2 protein-coding genes are annotated in these 4,670 nt (G+C 70.9%); both read right to left on the bottom strand.

Annotated features, from left to right (window positions below; genetic code table 11):
- A partial coding sequence (locus ACFV5N_RS24905) for an OmpL47-type beta-barrel domain-containing protein (RefSeq protein WP_385603932.1) occupies positions 1-2,081 on the bottom strand: 2,081 nt, incomplete at its 3' end.
- On the bottom strand, positions 2,082-4,475 hold the full coding sequence (locus ACFV5N_RS24900) for a ThuA domain-containing protein (protein WP_385603935.1): 2,394 nt from the start codon (positions 4,473-4,475) through the stop codon (positions 2,082-2,084).
- Positions 4,476-4,670 lie beyond the last annotated feature (195 nt).

Raw genomic sequence — 4,670 nt, 5'->3', positions numbered from 1 at the left:
ACGTTCTCGAACTCGTTGATGAGAACACCGTTGCGGTAGATCTCGTAGGACTGGCCGATCACCCGGATCTCGTAGTCGTTCCAGGTTCCCTTCGGGGTGACACCGGCTCCGCCGAGGCCGACCCGGTCGAAGCCGTAGACCGAACCGGTCTTGTAGATGTCCCCGGTGGGGCGGTCGTAGATCTGGATCTCATGGCCGTAGTTGATGGCCACCCACTCCGGGCGGCTCTCCTCCGGGTGGTCGTGCACGTCCGGGAACCGGACGAACACCCCGCCGTTGGTGAGCAGTCCGTCGGGGGCGTCGTCGCGCCACTGGAGCTTCAGCGAGAAGTTCTCGTACTGCCGCTCGGGGAACCACAGCATGCCCATGCCGCCGACCTCGGAGCTGGAGGTCATCGCGTCGCCCTCGGAGAGACCGAAGGCCCCGCCGCCGACGTGCTGCCAGCGCTCGAAGCTCTCCGGCGTCCCGTCGAACAGGCTGCGGTAGCCCTCCGTGTTGCCGGGCGTGCCGATGCGGGAGTCCCGGGCCGCCTGCTTGATCAGCCCGGCCTCGCGCTCGTCGATGACGCCCTCGGTCAGCAGCTGACCGGTGACGGTGTCCACGTGCTTGAGGAACAGCGCGTGCGAGGACCAGTCCTTCTCGTCCTCGATCCGCTCGTTGATGCGGCACCGGTTCTCGGTGATCCGGTTCGGGACACCGGTGTCCACCTCGCCGACGAACACCGTGCGGCGCTCGTCGAACTCGGCGCAGTTGGGGGCCGGCACCCCGCCGCCGCGCGCGACGGTGAAGGTCAGCTGCTGGGCCTGCGCGGTGTTGCCCGCCTCGTCGGTGGCCCGGTAGGAGACGGTGCGCCGGCCGATGGTGTCCACGATCACCGGCTTCGTGTACTCCAGGTAGGGGCCGTCGTCCAGGGAGTACTCCACCAGGGCCACACCGGATTCCTCGTCGGTGGCCTCGACGCTCACCCGGGCGTACCCGATGTAGGCGCCGGAGGAGTTGAGGTTGCCGGTCACGCTCGCCGAGACCTCGGGGGCGGTGGTGTCCTCCTCGACGATCTCCACCACCGTGAACTCGACGCTCTGCTCCTCGGACACGTTGCCCGCGCGGTCGGTGGCCCGGTAGCGCAGCACATGGGTGCCCAGTTCGTGCACCTCCACCGGACCGGTGTACGGCTGCCACGCGCCGTCCGCGCCCAGGGCGTACTCGATGGAGTTGACCCCCGAGCCGGTGTCGGACGCGGTGACGGTGACAGTGGCCGAGCCGAGGTAGTTGCCGTCCTCGTCCTGCTCACCGGCGACCGTGGCCGAGGTCTCGGGCGGTTCGGTGTCGTCGGTCGGGGGTTCGACCACCGTGAACTCCACGGTGCCCGGCTCCGAGACGTTGCCGGCCACGTCGGTGGCGCGGTAGCGCAGCAGATGGTCGCCGACCCGGTCCACCACGATCGGGTCGCCGTAGGGCTGCCACTCGCCGTCGGTGCCCTCGGCGAACTCGATGCCCGCCACGCCGGATCCGGTGTCGGTCGCCTCCAGGGTGACGGTGGCGGAGCCGAAGTAGGCCCCGTCGTCGTTCTGCACCCCGTCCACGGTGGCGCTGACCTCGGGCGCGGTGGTGTCCTCGCCGTCGTCCTCGGTCACCACCAGGATGCCCTGCATGGCGCCGTGGCCCGGGATCGCGCAGTAGTAGCGGTAGACGCCGGGGGTGAGGACCACCTCGGCGGTGTGCAGACCGCCGTTGCTGTCGGTGGGGTTGGCCAGGATGTTGAGCGTGACGTCGCTGTTGAACTCGGGGTTGCCGGTGTCGAAGGTGAGGGTGTGCGGCATGGCGACCGTGTTGCCGGTCGCCTCACTGTTCTCGAAGACGATGGTCGCCGGTCCGGCGACGGCGGTCTGCGGCGCCTCGGTGAAGGCGTCCATCCCGTCGTCGGCCGCCCAGCGCAGCGTCTGCTGCTGGGCCGCCGTCTCCCGCTGCCCCTCCCCCGCGCCGCCGAGCGCGGCGGCGGAGGTGAGCCCGAGAAGCAGGGCCATGGAGGTCAGCAGCGCGGTCCACAGGGTGCGGCGTTGCAGGGCCGCTGTGCGTCTCATCTAGTCGCCCTTTCTGACCAGGTCGGAGGCGGCCGGTGTGGGCGCGCCGCCGGAGTAGGTCACCCGCCACAGGGCGGATTCTCCGTCGGAGTTGAAGAAGCCGCGGCCGTAGTCGAGGACGTAGAGCGCGCCGTCGGGGCCGAACTTCCAGTCCATCAGGTTGCGGATGCCGCCCTGGCCGACCGGGATGATCTCCTTCAGCGACTCGGCGTGGGTGGGCGGGGTGCCCGCTCCGGTGGTGGCGGGGTCCAGCAGGACCGCGTGGCGCGGCTGGACTCCGTCGTAGAAGTCGCCGATGAACCACTTGCCGTCCCAGTACCGGGGCCACTTGATGTCACTGGCCCGGTTCTCGTCGTACCGGTAGACGGGTCCGGTCATGGCCGCCTGGCCACCGCCCTTGGCCCACGGCAGCCGGTAGAACTCCTCGTCCGCGGCGTAGGAGGGGACGCCGTTCGCGTCGCGCGGGTAGTCGGGGCCGCCGCCGTTGGGGGCGTACCAGATGGAGACGGGGGTGACCGGGGGAAGCTTCACCAGCCCGTCGTTGTGGGGGGACTCGTTGCGCGGGGCGTCGCAGTCGTACCAGTCCAGCGGCTGGTCGGGGTCGGGCAGGTTGCGGTCCCGGTAGGGCTGCTTGTTGCCCATGCAGAACGGCCAGCCGAAGTTGCCCGGCTTGGTGATCGCGGTGAACGACTCGTACTTGGCCGGGCCCCAGGTGGTGCTGGGCTGTGAGGCGTCGGGGCCGACCCAGCCCGCGTAGAGCACGTCGGTCTGCCGGTCGACGAAGATCCGGGACGGGTTGCGGACGCCCATGGCGTAGATCTCGCCGCGGGTCTTGCCGCCGCCCTCGGCGGTCTCCTCACCGGTGAACAGGTTGCCCTCGGGGAGGGTGTACGTGCCGTCCTGTTCGGGGTGGATGCGCAGGATCTTGCCGTTGAGGTTGTTGGTGTTGCCCGAGGTGCGGCGGGCGTCGGCGAAGGAGGTGCCGGCGAAGACCGGCTCCGGGTTGTTGCCGGAGTACCCGCCTGTGAAACCGGAGGAGTTGGTGTCCCCGGTGGCGATGTACAGGTTCTCCTTGGAGTCCCACGCCATGCCGCCGCCGGCGTGGCAGCAGCTGTGGATCTGCACCGGCCAGGACAGCAGCACCTTCTCCGAGGACAGGTCCAGCCTGCCGGTGGAGCGGTTGACGGTGAAGCGGGAGACCCGGCGCTCGGCCGTGCGCTTCTCGCGGTCGATCTCCGAGTGCGGTGTCCAGTGCAGGTAGATCCAGCCGTTGGTGGCGAACCGCGGGTCCAGCTCGATGCCGAGCAGGCCCTCCTCGGTCTTGACCAGTTCGCCGCCGCCGCCCTTGTTGCCGAAGACGGTGAGCGAGCCGACCAGCGAGACCTCGCCGGTGCGCGGGTCCCAGACGTGGATCTCGCCCTCGCCCTTGCCGATGTCCGGGTCGTTCCAGTCGGTGACGACCGGCGCGCCGGCGGGGCCGCCGCCGCGTCCGATGTAGAACACCCGGCCGTCGGGCGCGGTCACCAGGCCGTGGGGTTCGCCGATCTGGTCGTGCTGTCCCTGCTGGTTGGGCGGGGTCAGCCGCTCGGCGGCGTAGTTGGCGGTGACGGTCGCCTGGCAGTCGGCGCGGGCGACGCGGTTGGTCCAGCTGAGCGCGCCGCGCAGGTGGTCGCGGAAGTCGGCCTCGCCCCAGGAGGCGACGGTGCCGCCCATGGCGGTGTAGAACGAGCGGCCGCCCGCGTAGTCCTGGCACCAGGAGATCGGGTGGTCCGGGCCGTTGGCCGACTCACCCGGGTTGTAGTCGAGTTCGCGGACGCGGGCGACGGTGTGCACCTCGCCGCTGGGGTTGGTCTCCCAGTTGAACCACCGGTCCAGGCGGCTCCACTCCTGCGGGAGCGAGGCGGTCGCCGGGTGCACCCGGTCGCCGACCTCGACGGTGGCGCGCTGGGCGCTGCCGCCGCTGCCCTCGGCGGGGCGGGCGCCGATCAGGGCGCCGTACCAGTCCGAGTACGGTTCGGTGCGGGCCGCGTCGTGCACGCCGAGGAAGCCGCCGCCCGCGGCGAGATAGGCCTGGAGGCCGAGTTCCTGTTCGGCGTCGAGCACGTCGCCCGCCCCGGTCAGGAAGACGACGGAGTTGAAGGTGCCCAGCCGGCGGCCGTCGGTGAACACCGAGGCGTCGGCCGTGGCTTCGACGGTGAACCGCTGCTTCGCCGGGCCGCTGCGCCCGATCGATTCGAGTGCGGCGATACCGGCGTCGACGGTCGGGGATTCGGCGCCGGCCGAGGCGTGGAAGATCAGCACGCGGACGTCGTCGCCGCCCGGTGGCTGTGGGAGATCGAGCGCCCGGGCCACGGATTCGGCGGACGGCTGGGCGCTGGCCGGTGCGGCCTGCATGGCGCCGGCGGCCAGGACGCCGGACAGCAGGGCTGCCGCCCATACGCGCAGGCGGCGCGGGCGGCCGGGCCGGCGGAACCGGCCGCCCGAGGCGGATCTGGGCACCTGCTCCGAGTTTCTGGGACTGATATGCGGTGGTCGCCGCATGTGCCACCCACTCTCACGGGTTCGGGATCAGCGAGCAAGGTAGACGCT

The sequence above is a fragment of the Streptomyces sp. NPDC059853 genome, from assembly GCF_042731495.1.
GTDB lineage: Bacteria > Actinomycetota > Actinomycetes > Streptomycetales > Streptomycetaceae > Streptomyces.
This window is presented reverse-complemented; position numbering and strand designations above follow the sequence as displayed.

Excerpts from the sequence above, each read along its gene's own strand:
- ACFV5N_RS24900 (WP_385603935.1), bottom strand. The coding sequence starts at position 4,475 with ATGCAGGCCGCACCGGCCAGCGCCCAGCCGTCCGCCGAATCCGTGGCC.